The organism is Rhizobium viscosum (genome assembly GCF_014873945.1).
In the GTDB taxonomy this organism is placed as follows: Bacteria; Pseudomonadota; Alphaproteobacteria; order Rhizobiales; family Rhizobiaceae; genus Rhizobium; species Rhizobium viscosum.
In genome coordinates, this window is record NZ_JADBEC010000001.1 from 3,215,584 (window position 1) to 3,237,011 (window position 21,428).

Annotated in this window: 20 protein-coding genes; 6 read left to right on the forward strand and 14 right to left on the reverse strand. The window is 59.8% G+C overall.

Translation table 11 applies throughout. The annotated features are described in order from the left end of the window. Nucleotides 1–107: 107 nt before the first annotated feature. Nucleotides 108–650: an adenine phosphoribosyltransferase gene (locus H4W29_RS15735; protein WP_007824424.1), complete on the forward strand. Its 543-nt coding sequence runs from the start codon at nucleotides 108–110 to the stop codon at nucleotides 648–650. 57 nt (nucleotides 651–707) lie between these two features. On the opposite strand, the gene H4W29_RS15740 is transcribed toward H4W29_RS15735, so the two are convergent. Both H4W29_RS15740 and H4W29_RS15745 read right to left on the reverse strand, forming a co-directional pair. Then, nucleotides 708–1,175, reverse strand: coding sequence for a MaoC/PaaZ C-terminal domain-containing protein (locus H4W29_RS15740; RefSeq protein WP_192729736.1), 468 nt, complete (start codon nucleotides 1,173–1,175; stop codon nucleotides 708–710). Then, nucleotides 1,172–1,642 (reverse strand): MaoC family dehydratase, encoded by a 471-nt coding sequence (locus tag H4W29_RS15745; protein WP_192729737.1) that lies wholly within the window; start codon nucleotides 1,640–1,642, stop codon nucleotides 1,172–1,174. The genes H4W29_RS15740 and H4W29_RS15745 overlap by 4 nt, the downstream gene beginning before the upstream one ends. A gap of 81 nt (nucleotides 1,643–1,723) precedes the next feature. Here H4W29_RS15745 and H4W29_RS15750 point away from each other — a divergent pair, with 81 nt between their 5' ends. Next, complete coding sequence (locus tag H4W29_RS15750) at nucleotides 1,724–2,794, forward strand: hypothetical protein (RefSeq protein WP_192729738.1); 1,071 nt, start codon at nucleotides 1,724–1,726, stop codon at nucleotides 2,792–2,794. Nucleotides 2,795–2,897: 103 nt separating this feature from the next. On the opposite strand, the gene ychF is transcribed toward H4W29_RS15750, so the two are convergent. Then, complete coding sequence (gene ychF / locus H4W29_RS15755; protein ID WP_192729739.1) at nucleotides 2,898–4,001, reverse strand: redox-regulated ATPase YchF; 1,104 nt, start codon at nucleotides 3,999–4,001, stop codon at nucleotides 2,898–2,900. Between the two features lie 226 nt (nucleotides 4,002–4,227). Here ychF and clpS point away from each other — a divergent pair, with 226 nt between their 5' ends. Beyond that, nucleotides 4,228–4,539: an ATP-dependent Clp protease adapter ClpS gene (gene clpS, locus H4W29_RS15760; protein WP_192729740.1), complete on the forward strand. Its 312-nt coding sequence runs from the start codon at nucleotides 4,228–4,230 to the stop codon at nucleotides 4,537–4,539. A gap of 10 nt (nucleotides 4,540–4,549) precedes the next feature. Here the strand turns inward: clpS and H4W29_RS15765 are convergent, their stop codons facing one another. The 5 genes from H4W29_RS15765 to H4W29_RS15785 all read right to left on the reverse strand — a co-directional run bounded on the left by H4W29_RS15765 (nucleotide 4,550) and on the right by H4W29_RS15785 (nucleotide 9,724). Beyond that, the gene (locus H4W29_RS15765) at nucleotides 4,550–5,005 is read right to left on the reverse strand and encodes a GNAT family N-acetyltransferase (RefSeq protein ID WP_192729741.1); all 456 of its coding nucleotides are present in this window, start codon (nucleotides 5,003–5,005) and stop codon (nucleotides 4,550–4,552) included. A gap of 5 nt (nucleotides 5,006–5,010) precedes the next feature. Further along, nucleotides 5,011–5,727, reverse strand: coding sequence for an aminoacyl-tRNA hydrolase (pth, locus tag H4W29_RS15770; protein ID WP_192729742.1), 717 nt, complete (start codon nucleotides 5,725–5,727; stop codon nucleotides 5,011–5,013). Nucleotides 5,728–5,821: 94 nt separating this feature from the next. Continuing rightward, entirely contained in the window at nucleotides 5,822–6,544 is a 723-nt protein-coding gene (locus tag H4W29_RS15775; RefSeq protein WP_192729743.1) for a substrate-binding periplasmic protein, read from the reverse strand. Nucleotides 6,545–6,570: 26 nt separating this feature from the next. Beyond that, nucleotides 6,571–8,928 carry an EAL domain-containing protein gene (locus H4W29_RS15780; protein ID WP_192729744.1) on the reverse strand — a complete coding sequence of 786 codons (2,358 nt, stop codon included), beginning with the start codon at nucleotides 8,926–8,928 and terminating at the stop codon, nucleotides 6,571–6,573. Nucleotides 8,929–9,112: 184 nt separating this feature from the next. Further along, the gene (locus H4W29_RS15785) at nucleotides 9,113–9,724 is read right to left on the reverse strand and encodes a 50S ribosomal protein L25/general stress protein Ctc (RefSeq protein WP_192729745.1); all 612 of its coding nucleotides are present in this window, start codon (nucleotides 9,722–9,724) and stop codon (nucleotides 9,113–9,115) included. Nucleotides 9,725–10,141: 417 nt separating this feature from the next. Between H4W29_RS15785 and H4W29_RS15790 the strand changes: the two genes are divergently transcribed. Beyond that, nucleotides 10,142–12,931 carry a bifunctional diguanylate cyclase/phosphodiesterase gene (locus H4W29_RS15790; RefSeq protein ID WP_192729746.1) on the forward strand — a complete coding sequence of 930 codons (2,790 nt, stop codon included), beginning with the start codon at nucleotides 10,142–10,144 and terminating at the stop codon, nucleotides 12,929–12,931. 168 nt (nucleotides 12,932–13,099) lie between these two features. Next, the gene (locus H4W29_RS15795; protein ID WP_192729747.1) at nucleotides 13,100–14,641 is read left to right on the forward strand and encodes a hypothetical protein; all 1,542 of its coding nucleotides are present in this window, start codon (nucleotides 13,100–13,102) and stop codon (nucleotides 14,639–14,641) included. A 312-nt stretch (nucleotides 14,642–14,953) separates the two neighbouring features. On the opposite strand, the gene H4W29_RS15800 is transcribed toward H4W29_RS15795, so the two are convergent. The 6 genes from H4W29_RS15800 to lgt form a co-directional block, all read right to left on the reverse strand. Continuing rightward, the gene (locus tag H4W29_RS15800; RefSeq protein ID WP_183731561.1) at nucleotides 14,954–15,886 is read right to left on the reverse strand and encodes a ribose-phosphate pyrophosphokinase; all 933 of its coding nucleotides are present in this window, start codon (nucleotides 15,884–15,886) and stop codon (nucleotides 14,954–14,956) included. Nucleotides 15,887–15,991: 105 nt separating this feature from the next. Beyond that, complete coding sequence (locus H4W29_RS15805; protein WP_192729748.1) at nucleotides 15,992–16,831, reverse strand: chromosomal replication initiator protein DnaA; 840 nt, start codon at nucleotides 16,829–16,831, stop codon at nucleotides 15,992–15,994. A gap of 102 nt (nucleotides 16,832–16,933) precedes the next feature. Next, nucleotides 16,934–18,085, reverse strand: coding sequence for a M24 family metallopeptidase (locus tag H4W29_RS15810; RefSeq protein ID WP_192729749.1), 1,152 nt, complete (start codon nucleotides 18,083–18,085; stop codon nucleotides 16,934–16,936). 5 nt (nucleotides 18,086–18,090) lie between these two features. After that, nucleotides 18,091–18,885: a peptidoglycan editing factor PgeF gene (gene pgeF, locus H4W29_RS15815; RefSeq protein WP_192729750.1), complete on the reverse strand. Its 795-nt coding sequence runs from the start codon at nucleotides 18,883–18,885 to the stop codon at nucleotides 18,091–18,093. A 105-nt stretch (nucleotides 18,886–18,990) separates the two neighbouring features. Next, entirely contained in the window at nucleotides 18,991–20,091 is a 1,101-nt protein-coding gene (locus H4W29_RS15820; RefSeq protein ID WP_192729751.1) for a class I SAM-dependent methyltransferase, read from the reverse strand. An 18-nt stretch (nucleotides 20,092–20,109) separates the two neighbouring features. Beyond that, nucleotides 20,110–20,961, reverse strand: a complete 852-nt coding sequence (lgt, locus tag H4W29_RS15825; RefSeq protein WP_192729752.1) for a prolipoprotein diacylglyceryl transferase — start codon at nucleotides 20,959–20,961, stop codon at nucleotides 20,110–20,112. Between the two features lie 192 nt (nucleotides 20,962–21,153). Here lgt and H4W29_RS15830 point away from each other — a divergent pair, with 192 nt between their 5' ends. Next, the gene (locus tag H4W29_RS15830; protein WP_113185736.1) at nucleotides 21,154–21,414 is read left to right on the forward strand and encodes an accessory factor UbiK family protein; all 261 of its coding nucleotides are present in this window, start codon (nucleotides 21,154–21,156) and stop codon (nucleotides 21,412–21,414) included. Nucleotides 21,415–21,428: the final 14 nt, after the last annotated feature.

Genomic DNA, 21,428 nt, shown 5'->3' on the forward strand with positions numbered 1-21,428 from the left:
AATCTCATCGGGAAAGGCGGCTTTTTAGCCGCCTTTTTTATTTGGTTTGACCCGGCGCAGTTGATAGTGTGCGGGCGTTTTGTGCTCCTCGCAGATACGGATTTTCGATGAACAATACGCTTTCGGAGCTTGCGGCCAGCATCCGCTCCATTCCGGATTACCCCAAGCCCGGCATCATCTTTCGCGACATCACCACGTTGCTCGGCAATCCCCGTGCCTTCCGCCGCGCGGTCGATGAACTCGTGCAGCCCTACGCTGGTCTGAAGGTCGACAAGATCGCCGGCATGGAAGCGCGGGGCTTCATCCTCGGCGGCGCGGTTGCGCATCAGCTTTCCTCGGGCTTCGTGCCGATCCGCAAGAAGGGCAAGCTGCCGCATGACACGGTGCGCATCGCCTATAGCTTGGAGTATGGCGTGGACGAGATGGAAATGCACCGTGATGCCGTCCAGCCGGGAGAGAAGGTGATCCTCGTTGACGATCTGATCGCGACGGGCGGCACGGCTGTCGGCGCAACACAGCTTCTTCGTCAGATCGGCGCGGAGGTTGTCGGCGCCTGCTTCGTCATCGACCTGCCGGATCTCGGCGGCCGCAAGAAGCTCGAAGACCTCGGTGTCGACGTGCACACGCTCGTCGAGTTTGCCGGCCATTGAGCATGTCAATTTCAGCAGAGCCGTTACAGGCGTTTGCTGGAATTGCTTCTGTCCGCATTACTCGAATTCCAGCACGCTGCTTTCGAAGCGGATGACGGGAATACCGTCCTGATTGACGCCTTCGCAGAGGATGCTGTTGACATGCCAGCCCGGCCGCGACGCAAGCGGGCGGCCGGAGAGAAAGGTCACGGAATAGCTGACCATCTCGTCGACAAAGACCGGCTTCATCCATTGCAGCTTCTGGAAACCGGGTGAGGGGCCGAGGTTCGGCGGCTCCAGGCCTTCCCTCTTCAGCCGGCCAATCTCCGCCATCCAGTATTTGAGGAAACACTGCATCCATGCGGCCGTCGTATGCCATCCGGAGGCGCAGAGCCCGCCGAACATGCTGTCCTTGGCCGCATCCTTGTCGGTATGGAAGCGCTGCGGATCGTATTTCCGGGCGAAGCTGAGGATCTTTTCCTCCGTGAAGACGTAGGTGCCGATCTCGCTCTTCTCACCGGCGGCGTAGAGTTCGGTCATTCTCATGCGCTGCCCTCCGGGTTGCCACGCATACCGAAGATAACAGAATTTTCTGATAGGCAGACCAGTTCGCCGCGCTGGTTTTCCACCTCGTGGCGAAACTTGACGATGCCGAGGCCCGGACGCGAGCGAAGGGCACGCGCCTCCAGCACCGTCGAATGGCCGGAAAGCGTATCGCCTGACAGCACCGGCTTGCGCCACTCCATGAAATCGACGCCGGGTGCACCTTCGCAGAGAGAATTCAACACATAGCTGTCGGCCATCATGCGCATGAACATTGCCGAGGTGTGCCAGCCGGATGCTGCGAGGCCGCCGAGGATGCTGGCACGGCCCGCGGTCTCGTCCAGATGCATGGGCTGCGGGTCGAACTCCGCGGCGAATTCGATGATTTCGGCAGCCGTTACCGGCTTCGGGCCGAGCGGGAAGCGCCGGCCGGGCTGGAAATCCTCATGGGCGAGCTTTTCTGCAGGCATCAGGGTCTCTCATCATAGGCAGGCCTCATTGCTTACAATAGCATCCGCCCGGGCTCAATGATTCCATAGGGGCGAACCAGAATGGCTGAACTAAGGTCGATACTCGATGAGGCAGCGCGGGAGGGGTTGATCACCGCAGAGGCCGGTGAGCGGCTGGCGCCGTTCCTTGCAGCGCGTGGCGTGATCGTCGAGGCGCGGGCGGCCGAGCCTCAAGAACCTGCCTGGTCTGATACCGAGACACCGCGTTTCGTGCGTGGGTTCCACGACGTACTGATCACTATCGGCATTCTCATCGCACTTGCAGGCCTCTGGGGGCTTGCCTCGCTCTATACGGTGCTGCCGGCGATCCTGGTGCTGGCGGAAATCCTCGTGAAGCGCCAGCGCCTCGCGCTGCCGGCTGTCGTGCTGACGCTGGCGGTTTTTTTCTGGACCTTCCGGATGATGCTGTCGGTCTATCCCTCCAATGCCGATCTGTGGCTGACAGGCGATGGCATCGATAGGTTCATCGTCGCATTTCCCGTCATCATGGGGCTTTTCTACCTGCGCTACCGTGTGCCGCTTGCGCTCGCACTCTCCATCTTCTCGGGGCTGGCCCTCGTGCTCGCGCTTGTCTTCCGCCTGCTGCAATGGGGGAGCGGCGACGATGCCTTCATCCTCAACCATCCGACTCTCGTGTCGGTCATCCTGTTTGCCTGCGCGGTCGGCCTGTTCGTCGCCGCGCTCGGCTTCGATCTCAGCGACAGGTTTCGCCGCACGACGCGATCGGATGTCGCCTTCTGGCTTCATCTCGTCGCCGCGCCCGCCCTGCTTTACAGCATCCGGATATTGCTCTCACTCGACGGCGGCTGGCTGGATATCATGGATGCGAACTCCTTCAAGACGCCTGTTGTCGTCGTAATCGTCGCGCTGCTGATGCTGATTGGCCTGATCATCGACCGGCGCGCTTTCGTGACATCAGGCCTGCTGACGCTGGGCTTGGCGATCTATGGGATATTCCAGCAGGGGAGTGCGACCGTCGATACTTACGTGTTCGGGACGCTGATCATTGTCGGCGTGATCGTGCTCGTCATCGGTACGGGATGGATGCCACTTCGGCGCATGGTGCTGCACGCCTTGCCCTCAGGCGTAGTGGAAAGGCTGCCGCCCGGCTGAGCGGCAGCTGAAGCGTGTCACGGTCTTTTGAGATCCGCTTCCCGCGTTTCAGGTCTTGCTTTTCCTCATGTCGCTGACGCAAAGCGCGACATGCTCTGGTCAATCAGGTGTTGAAGCGGAAGTGGATGACGTCGCCGTCCTGAACGACATATTCCTTGCCTTCGTCGCGTGCCTTGCCGGCTTCCTTGGCGCCGACTTCGCCGCCAAACTGGATGTAGTCGTCATAGGCGATCGTATTGGCGCGGATGAAGCCACGTTCGAAATCGGAGTGGATGACGCCAGCGGCCTGCGGCGCCTTGGTGCCACGTTCGATCGTCCAGGCGCGCGTTTCCTTCGGTCCGACCGTGAAATAGGTGATCAGGTGAAGCAGCTTGTAGCCGGCGCGGATCAGGCGGTCGAGGCCTGCCTCATCGAGGCCGAGTGCCGAGAGGAATTCCTTGGCCTCTTCGTCCGGAAGCTGGGCGACTTCAGATTCGATCGCAGCCGAGATGGTGACTGTTTCGGCACCCTGAGCCTTGGCCATAGCGGCGACGGCCTCGGTATATTTGTTGCCGGTTGCGGCATCGCCTTCGGCGACGTTGCAGACGTAGAGGACCGGGTGCGATGTCAGAAGGTTGAGGCCCTTCAGGATGTTGGTCTCTTCTGCATCGAGCTTCGAAAGCAGCGTGCGAACTGGTTTGCCGTCCTGCAGCAGCGCCAGCGAGGCTTCCATGATCGGCAGCATCGCCATGGAATCCTTGTCCTTGCTGGTGGCGCGCTTGCGGGTCTGCTCCGTGCGGCGCTCAAGGCTGTCGAGATCGGCGAGCATCAGTTCGGTCTCGATCGTCTCGGCATCGGCAACCGGGTCGATGCGGCCTTCCACGTGGGTGATGTCGCCGTCTTCGAAGCAGCGCAACACATGCACGATGGCATCGACTTCGCGGATATTGGCGAGGAACTGGTTGCCGAGACCTTCACCCTTCGAGGCGCCACGCACGAGGCCGGCAATATCGACGAAGTTGATGCGGGTCGGGATGATTTCCTTCGACTTGGCGACATTGGCAAGCTTCTGCATGCGCGCGTCGGGAACGGCCACTTCGCCGGTGTTCGGTTCGATCGTGCAGAAAGGATAGTTCGCCGCCTGTGCGGCCGCCGTCTTGGTGAGTGCGTTGAAGAGGGTCGACTTGCCGACATTCGGCAGGCCGACGATACCGCATTTGAAGCCCATGGCTGAAACCTGCTGTTCTCTAGAATTCCTTGGCCGTGCCTATGGGATAAAGGAGGGGAGCGGTCAAGTCTTAGAGCGCTTTTCTCGCCGCTCCCTTGCCGTCAGGGCTTGGCAGCCTTATTCTTACCTCGTGGGATTTTTCCGGCATCAGGTGTCGAAATTCTGCAATCAAAAAAGTTTAGTTAGATCGAAACCCCTTCCCATGTCATCAACGGGCGGATTTCCGATGGTTGACAACGACATTGCCTTAAAACCCAAGACCAGGGTGAAGCCCAAGCTGGACAAGCCGAAGCTCTACAAGGTCATTCTCGTCAATGACGATTATACGCCGCGCGAATTCGTCATCGTGGTGCTGAAGGTTGTCTTCCGCATGAGCGAGGAGGCCGGCTACCGCGTGATGATGACGGCACACAAGCTCGGCTCCTGCGTAGTCGTGGTCTGTACCAGGGATATTGCGGAGACGAAGGCCAAGGAAGCCATCGACCTTGCCAAGGAAATGGGCTTTCCACTGATGTTTACCACCGAGCCCGAGGAATAGAGTCGGCGTCTCAAGACTGCCGGCGGATTTGGTAGCCGGTCTTGTCCTGCGTGAAACCACAGTTTTCATAGAAACGCAGTGTCGCCGGGTTCTTCGATCCGGTCAGCAGCATGACCTTGTAGCAGCCGGCATTCCAGGCTTGCGCGATCGCATGCCGGATGAGCTTGCCGGCATAACCTTGCATGCGGTGATCGGCGTGGGTGACGACGTTTTCGATCAGTGCATAGGAGGCGCCATTGCGCGTCAGGTTGGGGACGATGATCAGCGTGACAGTCGCGGCAGCGATCTCGCCGGCAAAGCCGATCAAGACCGCCATGCCGGGCTGCGCCAGGATGGCGGAAAAGCGTTCCATTGCCACATCGGGAGCGAGGACCGGATCGGTCGGGCTGAGGTGCTGGTAGAGCGTGGTCAGGCCCTGCAGATCGCCGACGGCCGCAGGCCGGATGCTGAAATCGCCACCGGCCATCGCGTTCAGTCGCTCTTGTTGCCGAACATCTTTTTCAGCATCTCGGCCATAGGGCCTGTCGCCGGAAGCTTCTGCTGGCCGTGATTGCGGGCCTGGTGAATGTGGGACTTTCCCGCTGGCTTCTTCTCCGGCTTCGGCTTTTCCTCTTCCGCCTTGCCGCCGAGCGCCAGCGCAATCTTGTTCATCAGCTGGGAATCTTCATTGCGGACCAGCATGTCGGCATTGTCGGCGAGCGTGTCGAGAAGCGGTTCCAGCCAGTCGCTGTCGACCTTGGCGAAATCGCCGAGCACATGGTTATGCACCAGCTCCTTGACGCCGGGATGGCCGATACCGAGGCGCAGTCGGCGGTATTCCTTACCGCAATGCGCGTCGAGCGACTTGATGCCGTTGTGGCCGCCATGACCGCCGCCGGTCTTCAGCCGCGCCTTGCCGGCCGGCAAATCGAGTTCGTCATAGATCGCCACGAGATCGGAAGGCTGCAGCTTATAGAAGCGCATGGCTTCGCCAACGGCTTCGCCCGACAGGTTCATGAAAGTCTGCGGCTTGATCAACAGCACCTTCTCACCCGCCAGCTCACCTTCGGAAATCTCTGCCTTGAACTTTCTCGACCAGGGCGAAAAGCTGTGGCGGCGATAGATCGCATCCACCGCCATGAAACCGATATTGTGCCGGTTGCCGGCATATTTCGCGCCGGGATTGCCGAGACCTGCGATGATCAGCATGGCCTGTCTTCCTTGCAAGAGCTGTTGGCGTTCACCACCGCGAAACGGCGGCAAAGTCAAGTGGCAAAGGCGGGCGTGAACGGCACGCGGCCGATCATTTCAGCAGATGCAGGCCGTATTTCAGAAAGATCTGCTTCTGTTCGCCGCTGGCGATCAGCCTGTCCAGCGAGACCTGCATGCGGGCCAGGAGATCGTCCGGGAAATTCTTTTCGCAGGCAATTCCCATCGGCTGGGAGGACAGTATCGTCACCATTTCCAGCGGCTGATCGGCCTTCAGTTTGTCGAAATAGAGTTCGGAGATCGGCATCATGTCGATACGGCCGCCAAGCAGCTTGCGCAGCGTCGCGTTGAAATCGCTGGCGACGTCGAGCTTGTTAAAGCCCTTCTCCTTCAGCGTCACTTCCGTGTAGTCGTCGCGCTGCGTGCCGATTACGTATTTCTTCGCGTCTTCGAGATTTGCGGCCGAGACACCCGATCCCTTGCGGGTGATCAGAATGTTGCGGTCGACGAGGAGCGGCTCGACCCATTTGAACAGGCCGTCGCGCGCGGCGTTATGTGCGGTTGCGAAAACACAGGTCATCGGCGTCGAACGGGCCAGGCTGAAGGCACGGGCCCAGGGCATTACGTCGAGCGTATAGCCGACACCGATATCGGCCATCACCTTCTCGACCTGTTCGACGGTCGCGCCCTTGATCATCTTTCCCTCGCGGTAATTGAAGGGGGCGTATTCCTCGGTCACGAAGGCTATCGTCTGGGCTGAGGCAGACGTGGCAAAACAGGGCAGGGTAAGAAGTGCAAGAAGCAGCAGCTTTTTCATCGCGATACCTCCCATATCTCGTCAATTCATGAAGCGCGCGCCACATCCGAGAGTGAGTTGCTCAATTCCTCGATCAGCCTGGCGGCATTCTGCGGACGGTGGAACAGATAACCCTGACCATAATCGAGGCCCATCTGGTGCAGCGTGCCGCACTCCTCCTCCGTCTCGACGCCTTCGGCGATGACGGTGCAGTTCATCTTGTGCGACAGCGTGGTAATGCCTTCGATCAGCATGCGGCTCTTCTCGCGCACGTCATCGTCAGCATCATTGATGGCGCGGGTGAAGGATTGGTCGATCTTGATGATGTCGACCGGGAAGCGGTTGAGATAGCTCAGCGACGAGTAGCCGGTACCGAAATCGTCCAGCGCGATACGGCAGCCGAAACGGCGCAGTTCCGTTACGATCATGCGGATCTGCGGGTTGTCGTGCATCAGCACGGCTTCCGTGATCTCGACGACGATACGATCCGGCAGGATGCCATGTCGGCCGAGAATGGCGGCAAGGCGGGCGGCGAGCGCCGGTTCGAACTGCAGCGGCGAGAAATTGATGGCGAGATAGGTGCCCTGCATGCCGGGCAGGCGGGAAATCTTCGCCAGATTGGCGATTGCCTTTTCCATGATGACGTTGCCGACGCGGACGATCTTGGCAGTCTCTTCGGCTACGCTGATGATCTCGGCCGGCGGCATGAGACCCTTCTGTGGATGGTTGAGGCGCATCAGCGCTTCGAACCCGGCAATACCGCGGCCGTTCAGGTTGACGATCGGCTGCAGATAGGCCTCGAACCAGTCGTCGGCGAGGCCGGCTTCGATATGCGCTTCGATCTCGGCGCGGCGGCGGGCGTGGTCGAGCATGCTGCTATCGAAGATCTGTGCGCCGTTCTTGCCGTCGCGCTTCTTGGCGTACATGGCCATGTCGGATTTCTGCAGCAGTTCGGCGGCGGTCGCAGCGTGGCGAGGATAGATGGCGATACCGATAGAAGCGCTGAGATGCATGTCCGGACCGAAGGGCGTCTCGAAGATCGAAGCGATCTGGTCGCACATGGCGCGGGCGCGCTTTTCAGCATTCTTGGCCGGTAACAGGATGGCGAATTCATCGCCGCCAAGACGGGCTGCTTCATCGGAGGGAGCAAGCAGCGTCTTCAGCCGCTCCACGAGTTCAATAAGGGCAGCATCACCTGCGGCGTGGCCCATATTGTCGTTGATCCACTTGAAGCGGTCGAGGTCGACGAAGAGGCAGGCGAGTTCCTGATCGGCGGCATCGGCGGCTGCGATCTTGCTATCGAGCACGGCTTCAAAGCCCTGGCGGTTCAGGAGACCGGTCAGATGGTCCGTGATCGCCTGGCGATGGTTGCGATCTTCGGAGGCCTTCAGTTCCGTCACGTCGGTCATGACGGAGAGCGACTGACCTTCCTGTCCGTGAGTCATGAGAGCGGATTCGATGATGAGCACATCCATGATGCGGCCGTCCATACAGACGAACTTGACGGTGACATCGCCGGTGGCGTTCTCACGCTGGCTCTTGCGCTTGATGAACTTGTCGCGGGTGGTGGGCGTGACGAGATCGGAGAAATCCCGGCCGATGACGGCGGCGCGGTGATAGCCGGTCGCAAACAGCCAGTAGTCGCTGACGGCGGTGATGCGGTCTTCTTCATCGAGGGAGAAGAGCATGGCGGGCGTCAGGTTATAGATGTCGGTGGCGCGGCGATGTGCGAGCTTCAGTTCGGTTTCCTCGTTTTCAAGCTTCGTCTGCATTTCGTTGAAGCTTTGGGCAAGGCGGCCCATTTCGTCGTTCGACTGCCAGTCGACATGGTGGCGGGAGCCGAGTTGACGTGTCGCCTCGATCGCAGCCGTCAGGCGCATCAGAGGCTGGATAACGAAGATACGGTTGCCGATGAGCGCTGTCGCGAAAACGGCCAGCACCGCGAAAATGAAGATCGAGATGAAGACGACCTCTTCCTGCTTCAAGCCGGAAAACAGGCCGAGTGCCGGATAGAAGACGGAAATGCTGCCGAGGTTCTTCGGCCCGTCGACGGTGTTGTAGATGATAGCGCGGGAAACCTGAACCAGCTTGCCATCGAAGGAGCGCGGAATGGTCGACTGGCTTACGTCGAGCTGGCCCGATTGGTCGCGCACCTCAACCTTGACGATTGCGCCCTGTGAAACAACCGTCGCGCTGATCTGGGTTACACTGTCAGCATCGAGATCCCAGAGCGGCTTGGCGAGCGCCTGGGCGTTGGCCACAAGAAGAACGGAAATATGGTCGCGTATTTCCTTGTCGGCGCGCTCGGAGGAAAGGAAAAGGAAAAGAACAAAGAGGGGAGCTACAAAAACAAGCAGCGCGCCGCAAACAATCGCAAAAAATCTGTTCTCAACGGAATTATTCATGGATCCGTTTGCTCCACGGGGTCGGAATATTTTGCGGTCACGCAGCAGGGCGGAACTTCGCGACCAGCCGGAGCATGCTTCCATGAATGTGTTAAATGTTGCTGAAATGGGCCTTTTCGGCAATGAAAAAGCCCGCGTTCCTCACGGAAAACGGGCCTTATGCTTTACAAATTGGTAGAAGCGATCAGGCTTCTGCTTCGCCTTCGGCAGCGGTTTCGTCGATGCCGGCAGCCGGAGCAATGATCGTTGCGATGGTGAAGTCGCGGTCAGCGATAACCGGGGTCACGCCCTTCGGCAGAGTGACTTCGGAAATATGGATGCTGTCGCCGATCTTGTGGCCGGAAAGGTCGACCGTGAAGAATTCCGGGATCGCGTTTGCCGGGCAGTGAACTTCAACTTCGTGACGAACGATGTTCAGAACGCCGCCGACCTTGAGGCCAGGGGACTTTTCTTCGTTGACAAAGTGGACCGGGATTTCAACGGTAACCTGGGTGTTGCCGGATACGCGCAGGAAATCGACGTGCATCGTGAAGTCGCGGACCGGATCGAGCTGGTAGTCCTTCGGCAGAACCTGGTATTTCTTGCCGTCGACGTCGATGGTCGCAACGGTGGTCATGAAGCCACCGGCATGAATGCGCTTCGTCACCTCATTGGTGTTGATAGCGATGGAAATCGGGGCCTGCTTGTCACCATAGATGACAGCGGGAATAAAGCCGTTGCGGCGGAGTTCACGGGCGGACCCCTTACCAACCCGTTCGCGCGCCTCGGCCTTGAGCTCGTACGTTTCTTGGCTCATGGCTAGTCCTTTCGAGGTTATTTGGAGAGCCCGCGGCGGGCTTGAAGCCTTGTGCCGTCGGACCGGAGGCGGGCAGGCCCGTCCTCATCCGCGTTGCCTCCAAGGGTGTCTACGCGGACGCGTGGCCTATAATATAAGTGTCGCGCAAACGCAAGCGGCGGCAACTGGTCCTCTTGAGGGGACCAATGCCGTTGGCCGTATCCAAGATCGCGCCTCATCGGCACTACACCCGAAAGATCGGGAAATGCAATCCCTGGTGTTCTGCAAGCCGTTCCAAAAACCGCTGATAAGCCTTCGTTGTCCGGGCGTTAATCACAAAGTCGAACAGAAGGTTCCACTTTACCGGTGAAGGCGCCGGATTATCCCTTCTTTAACGCGGCAAGACCGATGTCAGGCTTGAAAAGAATGGGTTTTCTCATGTTTGCGATCGTTTACTGTCTAACATACCAACACGACTTTACGCTGGTTCTTCTGGCTGCCGTACTATGCCTTGTGTCCAATCTCGGAACGATCCTGTTTCTGAGAAGTGCTGGCAGGTCAAACGGCGTGCCGCGCTGGATCTGGCTTTCCGTGGCTGGAGCGGCAGGCGGCTTCGGCATCTGGTCGACGCATTTCGTCGCCATGCTCGCCTATGATCCGGGCATCGTCGTCGGTTATGATCGCGATCTGACGCTTATTTCGCTCGGCGCGGCCTTTGCCTCTACCTTTGTGGCAGGCCTTGCCGCGGTGTCGCTTCCGCCTTCTCAGGCCAATATCGCTGCTGGCCTTGTTTTTGGCGTCGGCGTCGCAGCCATGCATTTCGTTGGCATGGCCGGCCTGCAGGTTCCTGGGAGCATCGCCTGGGATAAGCATCTCGTTATCGCTGCGCTGATCATATCGGTTGCCATGGCGACCTGGGGATTTACACTCACGAAGAACTGGAAGGGTTCGAACTGGAGCATTCTCGCTGCGGCGTCTGCGCTGTCGCTCGGCATCGTTTTGATGCATTTCACCGCGATGGGCGCTCTGACGATCATCGAAGGGGGCGCAAACGCGATCGAGCCGCAGGCGCTTTCCAAGCCGTTTCTTCTGGTGACCATTCTCGTCGTATCGATCTCAATGTTGGCCTCGGGCATTTCGGCATCGATCATTGCATTTCGCGCCGCCAAGCAGGCGAGCGCAAGCGAAACCAGGTTTGAGCTGCTCCTGCAGGGCGTGACGGATTACGCAATCTACATGCTCGATCCTTCAGGCGTCGTGACGAACTGGAATACGGGGGCGGAACGCGCCAAGGGCTATAGCGCCGCTGATATCGTCGGCCAGAATTTCGCCCGGTTCTACTCCGCAGGGGATCAGCAGAATGGTCTTCCGCAGAGAGCTCTCGAATCCGCTCTCGCCAATGGGAGGTTTGAGGCGGAGGGGCTGCGTTTTCGCAAGGATGGATCCTCGTTCTGGGCACATGTCGTCATCCAGCCCGTCTATGACGATAATCACCATCTCATCGGGTACGTGAAGATTACCCGCGACATCACGCAGGCAAAAATCGACGGGGATAGGATCAAGGAAGTATCGAGGAACCTCGATCTGGCGCTGGAGAACATGAGCCAGGGCATCTCGATGTTCGACCGCAATGAGCGGCTGATCCTCGCAAACGCCAGATATAGCCAGCTCTTCGGGTTTCCTGAGAGTTTCATTCGCCCGGGCCTTACCTATTCCGAGATCGTTCGCAGTGGCTATCAGATCGTTTTTGGTGACGGTGATGCCGCAGATACAAGGGCGACCGATCACTATCGCAGGCATATGGCGACCATGCGCTCCGGCCAGAGGACCCTGGTGCATCAGACGACGAGCGGCCGCTCAATTCTTGCGACGTTCAATGTTCTGGCGGATGGCGGCTGGGTTACAACGTTCGAAGACATTACCGAACGGCTGGCGCGCGAAGAGAAAATCGCCTTCATGGCCAAGCACGATGCTTTGACCGGTCTGCCGAACCGTCCCACGTTCAACGACTACCTCTCACATCAGCTGACGATCGCCAAAAGGCTGTCGACCAAGGTTGCGGTGATTGGCATCGACCTGGATAAATTCAAAGAAATCAATGACCAGATGGGCCATGTCGCAGGCGATTTCGTGTTGAGCACATTGGCCGCGCGGTTGAACGGGATCCTGCGTGACGAGGAACTCGTCGCCCGGCTTGGCGGCGATGAGTTTGCGGCTGTGAAGCGTTTCAATGACGGGGCAGAGCTTGACGACTTCGTTGCGCGGCTGGAAGCCACGCTCATGGAGAAGATGGATTTCGAGGGGCATCACATCGTCCCCGGCGCAAGCGTTGGTGTCGCACTTTACCCCGATGCCGGCGAAAACGCCGAAACGCTTCTCGCAAATGCAGATCTGGCCATGTATCGCGCAAAACACGAGGTCGGGCGCAATGTCTGCTTCTACGAAGAGTCCATGGATGAAGTGTCGCGCGACAGGAGAAGGCTGGCACGTGATCTCTGGGTCGCGATCGAGCGCGACCAGATGTACCTTCACTATCAGGTGCAGAAGTCGGTCGCGACCGGCAAGACGACCGGATACGAAGTGCTGCTCAGATGGAACCATCCTGAACGCGGAAACATCCCGCCCGTCGATTTCATTCCGATTGCCGAGGAATGCGGTGCGATCGTGCCTATCGGAGAATGGGTCCTTCGCGAGGCATGCAAGGAAGCGGTCGGTTGGAAGGACGACATCAAGATTGCCGTTAATATTTCGCCCATTCAGATCGCCCATGCGAACATAGCCGAGCTTGTTCGTACCGTCCTCCAGGAAACTGGCCTACCGGCATCGCGGCTCGAACTTGAGATAACCGAGTCATCGATCATCGTCGACAAGAGCAAGGCGCTGGTTGCTATGCGAGCGCTCAAGCAGCAGGGCGTTGCGATCGCGATCGACGATTTCGGAACAGGCTATTCGTCGCTCGAGACCCTTCGCTCGTTCCCCTTCGACAAGATCAAGCTCGATCGCAGCTTCATGAACGAAGTCGAGACCAGCCAGGAAGCAAAGGCGGTCATTCGGTCCATCCTAGCGCTGGGACGCGGCCTGTCGATCCCCGTGCTTGCTGAAGGAGTCGAAACGCTGAGCCAGCTCGAACTATTGACATCCGAAGGCTGTGACGAGGCCCAAGGCTACTATTTCGGTCGCCCCGCGCGAATGGAACAACAATCGGTTACGCTCAACACTGCGGCCTGACGCAGGGCGAGATTAGAATCGAGGGCCTTCGCGTGCGGGAGCGCCGGGCAGGATATGTTCACTCTCGGCCGTGATCGCAAAATAACATTTGTCCAAACGTGCTGGGTTGACACCGGAAGATATCCGATCTTCCTATGGCCGCATTCAAAGCGGCTGAGGAGAATGTGAATGCGTCTCAAACTTGTCACGACAACGAGCCTTGTTGCCCTATCGCTGTTCGGGGCAGCGCAAGGGGCTGAGATCAATCAGGATGGAGCGAACAAGCTTCGCGACAGTCTGACGGGCATCCTGCCCGAGGATTTCGCAAAGAGCGGTTTCGTGACCGTCAACCCGGCGGGTACCCGCTATGAGGTTATCTACGATTTCGCCAAACTGCTTTCAAAAGTGGATACGACCAAGTACGTGGTAAACGGGCTGACGCCTTGGTCGGTCTTCGCCACACCGCTCGACAGCGGGCTCTGGAATCTCGAAGGCAACAACAGCTTCAACATCTCCGGCAACGTCAAGGGGCCGGACGACAAGAACACCGATTTCACTTATTCCATTGCCTCGATGGTCTATAACGGCGTCTTCGATCCGGCGATCGCCTATCTGCGTTCCGGCGATTTCAAGGCCAGCGATATCCACCTCACGTCGAAGTCCGAGGCCGATCAGGTCGATGCGAGCTTTGCCGGCATGAATTACAGGCTCGATTCGACCGACAGCGCAGGCGGCAATGGCCGGCTGGACTTCAAGGGGAGCGGCGCGTTTACGGCGCTGTCGGAGACAGTTACCAGCGCGCAGACGCCGCCGGTCACCATCAAGGCGGATTCGATTGACTTCAATGCCGCTGTGGCCGGCCTGCCGGCGAAGGAAATTCGCGATATCGTCTTCTTTGTCCTTGATCATGCGGATGAGAAGGAGCTCAGCAAGGAAGACGGCGAAAAGCTGAAGTCCGTCCTCAAGGCATCCTTTCCGCTGTTCTCATCGGCCAACGAAACGATCACGGTTAATAATCTGGCGGTCGGCACCGTTGCCGGAAGTGGCGGCGCCAAGGCCTTCGGCTATAATTTCTCGGTCGACGGGCCGAGCGATGCAGTTCGATTTGCCTTCGGGATGAATGCCGAGGAGGTCACGCTCGACAGCCCGGTCGTGCCGGCGAGCTACCATGCCTTCCTGCCGAAGAGCATCGATATGCAGATCGCCGTGCCGGATATGGATTTCGCCGCTTTCGGCGACGAGTTCATGAAGATCGATTTCTCATCGGGCAACAATTCGGAAGAAAGCGGCAAGCTGGCTGCCGAGAAGCTCTTCCACGACGGCGTCGTTGTCGTCGACCTGCCGAAGTTCACAGCAGTCTCGGATGTCTACGATATCGACGTCACCGGCAAGCTGCAGGGCCGCGTCGATACGCAGAAGGATTATTCGCTTCAGGCTTCGGTCCTGGCGCGGGATCTCGACAAGTCGATCGCAGCCATCCAGGAGCTTGCCAAGAGCGACCCGAACCTTCAGCAGGTCTCCTTCGGTATGATGATGGCCAAGGGCTTCGCCAAGACGGACCCGGATGGCCGCTCGCGCTGGGATATCAGCGTTGCCGGCGACGGTTCCGTGGCGATCAACGGCCAGCAGATCAAGGGACCGGATGCCGAGGAACCGGATCAGGATCAAGATCAGGGGCTGGAGCCAGACCAGGAGCAGGGGCAGGAACCGGAGCAGGTTCAGCCGCAATAAGTGCTCTGAACTGCAGCCTGAAACGAAAAGAGCCGGCTTCGTGCCGGCTTTTTGCGTCTGGTGTCACAGGCGCATTGGTCGACAAATCGATTGCTGCCGTTCAGGAAGTCACAGGAAAGGCACCTGATTTCAGCCAGGTCGGCTTGGGGTGATGATGTCCAAAGGCTTTGCTGACGCCAAAGTTCGGACGGTAATGGTGCGCGGACGGCACGGCGACTGTTAATGGTCAATCTCTGAGGACCGCACAGCACTGATCAGCGGTCAGGGAACTACAGTTCGAAGATCAAAAGAGCCGGTCGAATGCCGGCTCTTTTAGTCGAAGAGACTGGAGACGGACTCTTCCTGGGCCGTGCGGCTGATGGCTTCGCCGATCAGCGGAGCTGTCGTGACGACGCGGATATTGTGGGCCGAAAGCACGGCGGTGGTCGGCTGGATGGAATCCGTGATCACGAGTTCGCGCAGCTTCGAGGAGGTGACGCGGGTGACCGCGCCGCCGGAGAGAACGCCGTGGGTGATATAGGCGGTGACGCTGGAGGCACCCTTGGCGAGCATCGCATCGGCCGCATTGCAGAGCGTGCCGCCGGAATCGACGATGTCGTCAATCAGCAGGCAGTCCTTGCCGGTGACGTCGCCGATGATGTTCATGACTTCGGATTCACCGGGCCGATCGCGACGCTTGTCGACGATGGCCAGAAGACAGTCCAGCCGCTTGGCGAGCGCGCGGGCGCGCACCACGCCGCCCACGTCAGGCGAGACGACCATGACATTGCTGAGGTCATAGTGGCTCTTGATGTCGCGCGTCAGCACGGGTAGGGCGAAGAGGTTGTCTGTGGGTATATCGAAGAAGCCCTGGATCTGACCGGCATGGAGATCGAGCGTCATGACACGGTCGGCGCCGGCTTCAGTGATCAGATTTGCGACCAGCTTGGCGGAGATCGGCGTGCGGCCGGAGGCGCGGCGGTCCTGGCGGGCATAACCGAAATAGGGGAGGACGGCGGTGATGCGGCGGGCTGACGAACGACGCATGGCGTCGATCATGATCAGCAGCTCCATCAGGTGGTCGTTGGCGGGAAACGCGGTCGGCTGCACGAGGAAAACGTCCTCACCGCGCACATTTTCCTGGATCTCCACGAAGATTTCCTGATCGGCAAACCTTCGGACACTGGCTTTCCCTAAGGGAACATTGAGATAGTTGCAGATCGCTTCGGCGAGTTGCCGGTTCGAATTGCCTGCGAAAACCTTCATCTTGGTCCGCCTGTTATGCGCTGATAGCCGCGCTTTTTAGCCAGCTTCCCGGTGAATGCAAGGGCTAAGGCGTCACATACTTTTATATTTATAAAAAGCTTGTGACTAACCGCCCCGGCTTTGCCGCCAGGATGTGAACTCGGTGATCGTCTTTGAAGCGATCTGCTGCATCACGGAGGCGGGCACGCCGGCCCAGGGATCGGCCGCCGCCGTCGGCACACTTTCCTGTCCCTGAATGCGGTGCAGCCGGGCGCCGGCATTGTCGAGCACATCCCATACATAGACCACGGTGACCTTGCCCTCGTCGCTGAAAGCGGAGAGGTAGCCCTTTAGAATATAGTCGCTGCTGGTATCGTTGGAGCTCTTGATGGCAAGGCCATGGGCGCGGGCCTCCGCGCCAAGCTGGCGGGACAGCGGGGTGACGGCTTGTACGGGCGCACCGATGATGGGCAGGAAACGCACTGTATTGCCGCGTACCGAGGTCGATGACGAAACCGAAGGATCAAGCGCCGCTGTCTGCGTCGGCTGCTGCGGTGCCGGTTGCTCGGCGGCGGACGGTGGCGCCAGTGATTGGCCTGCGATCGGTCCGGAGGCGGCGGGCGAAGAGCCATCACGGGAAAGCGCATCGGCCTGGGCCTGCATGGTCGTCGGCGGAGCGCCGGTGCCGGGCCGGTAGGCCTGCGCCTGGTAGTTCGGCTGGGTCGGATAGGTCTCGCTGTAGGCTGGCGTATAGTCGTTCCGACGGGGTGCCGCCGGGAAGGTCCGTTGCGGCGCTCCGGCCATACGCTCAGCTTCGCTCTGCGTCACCGGTGTGGATGAGCGCTGACTCGTCGAGGAGTCGCCGATTTCCATCGGCGGCGTGAGCGTCAATGCATCGGTCGTGTTGCAAGCAGAAAGCAAGGCAAGACAGATCAGGAGCATGGGCGCAGTCGCAACTCGCGTCATCCCTCGGTTCGTCCTTCCCACGTCAGCATCAGCCCCGTGCGAATTTATGGGGGTCGGGGGACCTGTCTGTCAATTCCGGATTCTTGCCGGTGATTGCGGAGGTTAGACCCCGATGAAATCCAGCGGATGGCGCGAAAGTGCACGCGGGGCTTCACCGGTCGTCAGATAGGTCTGTCCGAGGGTCATGGCTGTGCCTGTGTCGGAATCGGCGATGATCATGTGCACGAAGAGCGACATGCTCGGCTCGATCGGCTGCGGGTTACCGGCATGGAACATCTGGTGCTCCATCCAGGACGGCGAGAAGCGCGCGCCGAGCGAGTAACCGCAGGCATTCAGCCGATGGCGAGCGAGGCCGCGCTCATCCATGATCCTGGCATGCATGTCGAAGACATCACCGAAAGTATGGCCAGGCTTCAGCACGGTCTCGATCGCCTGGATCGTCTCGAGGCAGGCATTATAGAGTTCTCGATGGCGGTGCGTCGGCTCGCCGATGACGATCGTGCGCATCATGGCGGCATGATAATGCGCGTAAACGCCGGCCCATTCGAGGGTCAACTGATCATTGGCGTCGAGCTTGCGGCGGCCGGCCTTGTAGCGGCAGAGCAGGGCGTCGGCACCCGAGCCGATAATGAACTCGTTGGCCGGATAGTCGCCGCCGCCGGAGAAGATCGCGCCCTGCATGGCGGCGAGGATATCGGCCTCGTCCGCACCAGGCTTGGTCAGGCGGATTGCTGCATCCAGCGCATCGTCGGCCAGCACGGCGGCATGCTCGACATAGGCGACCTCAGTCGGGCTCTTGACGAGGCGCAGGCTGCTGACGAGGTAGGAGGCGTCGATGATCTGACCGAAGGTCGTCAGTTGCGAGTCGAGCAACCGGGAGATTCGGCCGGTCATTCCATGCGTGTCATATTCGACGCCGATACGGGTGCCGAGCAGGTCCATTTCGACCAGCAGGTTCTTCAGATCCATCGTCGGGTCGGCATTGACGCGGTCGACCCAGACATGGATGTCCTCGATAACCGAGGTGTGCCGGGCCTGCCGCAGGTCGGCCGAGCGGGTAATCAGCGCCATGGTGCCGTCGGCCTTGACGACCAGCGTCTGGAAGAAGCAGTAGCCGAACGTGTCGTAGCCGGTCAGCCAGTACATGCTCTCCTGCGCGAAAAGCAGCAGGGCGTCGAGCTTTTCTTCTTTCATCTTGTCCGTCAGGCGGGCAAGCCGGCTTGCGAATTCAGCCCGTTCGAAATGAAGTGCCATGCTGCTTACATCTCCCTGATGCTGATCGCCGAAATCTGGCGGCCGTAATCCGGCTCCTTTTTATGTGTGGTGCGCCGATAGGAAAAAAAGCGCTCGCTATCGGGATAAGTGCAGAGACCGAGGCTTTCGGCACGCACGCCGGCGTTTTTCAGCCGCTCGACGGTCAGTCCCGGCAGGTCGAACATCGCGTGGCCCGCCGAAGGGGAGGGGACGAAGTAGCGCTCATAGGCCGGATCATAGGCGAGGAAGCGCTCGACGAATTCCGGACCGACTTCATAACTTGCCTGGCTGATCGAGGGGCCGAGGCAGGCGACGATATTGTCCCTGTCAGCACCAAGGGCCACCATGGCATCGATGGTGTTTTCAAGCACGCCGGTCAGTGCGCCCTTCCAGCCGGCATGGGCTGCGCCGATGACGCGTTTTTCAGGGTCGGCGAACAGGATCGGGCCGCAATCGGCTGCAAGCACACCAAGCACGATGCCCGGCGTAGCCGTGACCATGGCATCTGCCTGCGGTCGGTCGCCGTTATAGTCGGGCCCGATGGTGACGACGTCTGGCGAATGGACCTGATGGACGGTTGCTAACCGTTCTACCGGCAGATCGAACCAGGCGGCGACGCGTCTGCGGTTCTCCTGCACGTTTTCGCGCTCGTCATGCGAGCCAAAGCCGACATTGAGGCCGCGATAGATGCCCTGTGAAATGCCGCCAGCGCGGGTGAAATAGCCGTGGCGGATCGAGCCGCCGGCCGCTTCATTCAGCAGCGCGCTTTCGATCGGTGCTGGAGAGGCCGCGTCTGTCATGTGATATTCCAGTTTTTGGAGAGGGATCGACGTCATCCTGGCCGGATCTCTTCCGGCGAAGCGGTGTCATTTTGCGGCGGATGTTGGCGAGCGCAAGGCTGCCTGTCAATCCACCGGACGGAACGGCATCAGGTCGATCGCCGGGTAGGAGACAGCGAGCACCTTGAAGAGTTCGCCCATGCGGCCTTCACCTGCACCGGCGAGCCGATCGACGGCGCTCTTGATGATCTGCTGCGTATGCGGCTCGCGGTCGCGGCCGAGGGCTGCGGCGCGTTCGAGGATGCCGAGGCCGGTCAGGAAGTCACCCTGGTGCAGCGCGCCGTTAATGTGGACGCCTGCAGCGGCTGCCGTCTCCGCCAGTTGCTGGAAATCGACATGGCTTGTGAGGTCGGCTTCGCCGGGATGGGCAAGCGGCGGATCGAATTCGTGCATTCGCACCGCCTGGAGCGTATCGCCGAAGCCGGTGACGAGATGTCCGTAGTCGATGGCGAGCGCCGTGCCGCTGAAGATCCGCAGCCTTTCGCAGATGGCGCTCATGACCGCCTGGCGGGCGGGCGAGATCTCGAACAGCGTACCAACCGGCACGTTCTGCGCAGGCTCCGGCAACAGTGCCGGATCGATGCCGGCAACGCCGGCCGCAAACATCAGTTCGCCATCGGCATCGAGGCCGACAGTGCGCTCACGAAAGCCGGTCGGGGTGCGGATGAATTGGCGGATCGGGATGGCGTCGAAGAGTTCATTGGCGACGATCAGGGTGAAGCCCGGCGGCACTTCGTCGAAGCCGGCATGCCAGCTGATCTTGCCTTCATGGGCTTCCAGTGTCTGGCCTTGGACATCGCGCAGGCGCTCGCTGGTCTCAACGAGATGGACCGTCATATTGTCGAAGAGCGGCGGGGCGATACGCGAAATCACCCGCAGCATGTCCGCCATCATCGTTCCGCGACCAGGACCGATCTCGACCAGCCGAACACCCGCCGGCGTTGAATGACGCTGCCAGGCGTGGACGACGAAGACGCCGATCATTTCGCCGAAGAGCTGGCTGACTTCAGGTGCCGTGACGAAATCGCCCGAACGGCCGAAGGGCTCGCGGGTGCGGTAGTAGCCGTGTTCGGGATCGGCTAGGCAAAGCGAAAAATAGTCGGTGACGCTGAGCGGCCCGTTTGCCTGGATGATCGTCTTGATCTTTTCGCTTAATGCGGTGGTCATCGCGGTCGTTCCGGAGCTTCAGTGCTGCAGGGCAGCAGCCTGGCGGCGGGCGCGGAAGATCGCCCAAAGGCCGAGCAGGATCATCGGGAGCGACAGGACTATGCCCATCGTCAGCCAGCTGGTGCCGAGCAGGTAGCCGAGCTGCGCATCCGGCTCGCGGAAGAATTCCACGAAGATGCGCGAGAGCGCGTAACCACAGACGAAAACGCCGGTGATGAGCCCGGGACTCTTCAGGGCCTTGGCGCCGTAGACGAGCGCGGCAAGGACGAGCAGCAGGACGACGCCTTCGAGGCCGGCTTCGTAGAGCTGGCTCGGATGGCGGGCGAAGGGGCCGCCGGTCGGGAAGACGACTGCCCAGGGCACATCCGTCAGTCTGCCCCAGAGCTCGCCATTGATGAAATTAGCGATACGTCCGAAGAACAGGCCACAGGGCACCACCGTCGCAACGATATCGAAGAGGCTCCAGATCGGGATGCGGTTGCGGCGGGCAAAGAGGATCATGGCGATCGTCGTGCCGGTCAGGCCGCCATGGAAGGACATGCCGCCGTTCCAGATCTGTATGGCGCGGATCGGATTTTCGATGATGGCGCCGAGATCGTAAAAGAGAATGTAGCCGATGCGACCGCCGAGAACGATGCCGAGGGCTGCCCAGACGATGAAGTCGTCGAGTTGGGCCCTTGTTATGGGCGAGGTATTGTTCGGCCAGAGTGTATCGTTTGCAGCAATGCGGCGGGCGTAGACCCAGCCGAGCACAATGCCGGCGACATAGGCCAGACCATACCAATGAATCGCCAGCGGGCCGATCGAAAAAGCGATCGGGTCGATATTAGGGAAAGGCATTATAGCAAGAAGATCAGCAGCTATCGGCAAGGTTTTCCTACCCGTTGAGATGCGCGGAACATGGCTCCGCGATCTCTGACGGTCAAGTGCATTGTTCGTCACGGCCCCGTGCGCAGGGGCTTATCCCGTGCAAAGCGCTTGCATCCTCAACGGCGAAGCCCTACCTCCATTTCAGTGGCTGCAAGGCCTGATATTCACGTCGTGCGAAGGGAGAAATACGCCATGACGACCGGAACGAACCGCATCATGGATGAATTCGCCAAGCTGATGACCGACGCGGCAGGTGCCGCGCAGGGCGTGCGCAAGGAGGTCGAGACAGCCTTCAATGCCCATGCCGAACGCTGGCTGAACAGCATGGATGTTGTCAAGCGCGAGGAGTTCGAAGCTGTGCGCGAAATGGCGATCAAGGCCCGTGACGAAAACGAGGCGCTCGCAGCCCGCATCGCTGCGCTTGAAGCCAAGCTCGCCGCGAAGGGCAAGTGATATCAGCTTAAATA